Consider the following 2,280-nt stretch of genomic DNA (forward strand, 5'->3'; position numbering starts at 1 on the left):
ATATAAGCTAACCGCTGAAATAGTTAGTAATACAACTATGCATAACCACGCATACGTATATCCCTTCTTATCTACAATATAACCAAATAAAGCAGGCGCAGCAATAATAGCAATTTGATTTAATGTAAGTGCAAAACTCACTGTCATCCCTACCGATTCTTCACTTGCTGATTCCGCAACTTCAGTTATAAAAAGACTAAACCATCCAATTGAAAAGAACCCTAACAATGCACTTACACCATACAATACATTCGTTATTGTATGTATGCTCATTACTAATATTAGAATGAAGAAAATAGAAATACAAACAGTTATAAATAAGAGGGTACGCCGATTTCCCTTATAAAACAAATCACTAGTAGCTGCTAATATAACCCTACCAACCATTCCAGAAAAGAACATAACGGAAAATACTTTTCCAGCTAAAATTGGCGTGATTGATTGTTCCAATACTAAAAATTTTATAAAGTGTGCAACTAACACCATTTGCAATGAAATCATACAAATGCCAGTTATATAAATTGCATACAATTCTTTTTTACACATCACTTCTTTTAACTGCATCCAAAAAGAAAGTTTACTACGCTCTTGTTTAACTTTCTCTTGAATATATGGTTCCTTATAAAATATAAAAAATAAAAACCCTCCAATTATACAAATACATGCAATGCTATTTACCGCATAGGCCATATTATATTTTATTGTAAGAAACGGGATCAATACTCCCGCTAATGTACCACCAATCGGTATACCGGCTTGTCTAATCCCCATCGCTAACCCGCGATTTTCTTTTGAGAACCACTTCATTATCACCTTACTTCCTCCTGGCTGCGAAACACTATAAAACGTTCCTACTAATAAAAGTACAAAGAGTAACCCATTAAATCCATTGACCATATTAGTCAGTAAAAACGAACTTCCTAGTAAAAATGAACTTATCGAAATTAACAACTTTTCATTGTATTGATCAAGTAGCCGCCCGACAAAAAGCATACAAAATAGCGGTCCTATATTTACAACACTTACTAACAATCCAATCTCCGTATTCGTAAGTGCATATTCTTCTTTCCAAAATAAAGCAAACGCTCCAACACCATACGTTATAAGTGTCGCTGTTGTTTGAGCAACCGTCGCAAAAATTAACATAACCCACTTATAAGTACTATTCACCCTTTCTTCCATTAACACAATAATCCCTCCATCCCCTTCCATTGTATGAAAGTTCTGATATCATATAAAATAAAGATTTATCATGTAATCCATCAAAAAAAATGATACCTTTTCTGGAGGGATGATACTTGGATATAAAAGATTTAACTGTATTTTACGAAGTTGCGAAAGAAAAAAACATATCTCATGCAGCTAAAAATTTAAACTATGTACAGTCTGGCGTAACAATGCGTATGAAACAACTAGAAAACGAATTAGGTGTGCCTTTATTTTATCGAAACGGAAAAGGTGTAACTTTAACTTCTAACGGTGAGATTTTATTAACATACGCCAAACAAATTATCCACTTAATGGATCAATCTGTTAAAGCAGTTCAAAGTAATGGGATCGAACCAAGAGGCACTTTAAAAATTGGATGTACAGAATCTACAACCGCTGTAAGACTTCCATCTATATTAATGGCCTATTATGAGAAATACCCAAAAGTCGAATTAATTTTAGAATCAAATACGACGGAACAATTAATTAGGCTTGTACTAGAACGAAAACTGGACGGAGCGTTTATAGCTGGCTCTACTCAGCATGCCGAACTTCATACAAATATATTTCGTGAAGAAGAATTAGTTCTCATTAGCAAAAAGCCTTTATCTTCCTTTAAAGACATAGGAGACATGAATTTACTTGCATTTAGTCACGGGTGCTATTATAGAAATTTATTAGAAGATTGGCTTCAAGAAGAAGGAATTTCACCTAAGCGAGTATTTGAGTTTGGAACAATTGAAGCGATACTCGCATGTGTAAAATCAGGTATGGGCATAGCAATTATGATGAAGTCTATTTTAAATGGTCATAAACATGACATATCATTCAATCCTTTACCAAATAGCTTCCAAAAAGTTCCTACTACTTTTATTACTAGAAAAGATATATATCACTCTGCTGCATTACAAAAATTTATGGAGATGACTCACAATGCGTGAAAAGAAAATACGTGGTATGAAACGAAAAACAAACACTATGATAAAGCGAATTGAGGAACATACAAAAATGTTCCCTTCTACTTTCTATAACGATGAATACTGGAATATGCCTTTACCAGTTTCTCAAGCT

General features: G+C 33.5%; 3 protein-coding genes. 2 read left to right on the forward strand and 1 reads right to left on the reverse strand.

Annotation, left to right across the window (positions count from 1 at the left end; genetic code table 11):
• Positions 1-1,212, reverse strand: a 1,212-nt coding sequence (locus ABWK52_RS27380; protein ID WP_353772283.1) for an MFS transporter, incomplete at its 3' end; no start/stop codon positions are given.
• A gap of 86 nt (positions 1,213-1,298) precedes the next feature.
• On the opposite strand from ABWK52_RS27380, the gene ABWK52_RS27385 reads away from it, so the two are divergent.
• Complete coding sequence (locus ABWK52_RS27385; RefSeq protein WP_000351684.1) at positions 1,299-2,150, forward strand: LysR family transcriptional regulator; 852 nt, start codon at positions 1,299-1,301, stop codon at positions 2,148-2,150.
• On the forward strand, positions 2,143-2,280 hold a 138-nt coding region (locus ABWK52_RS27390; protein WP_353772284.1), incomplete at its 3' end, for a DUF3916 domain-containing protein. The genes ABWK52_RS27385 and ABWK52_RS27390, both read left to right, overlap by 8 nt.

This window comes from Bacillus sp. AP50 (assembly GCF_040492675.1).
In the GTDB taxonomy this organism is placed as follows: Bacteria; Bacillota; Bacilli; order Bacillales; family Bacillaceae_G; genus Bacillus_A; species Bacillus_A cereus.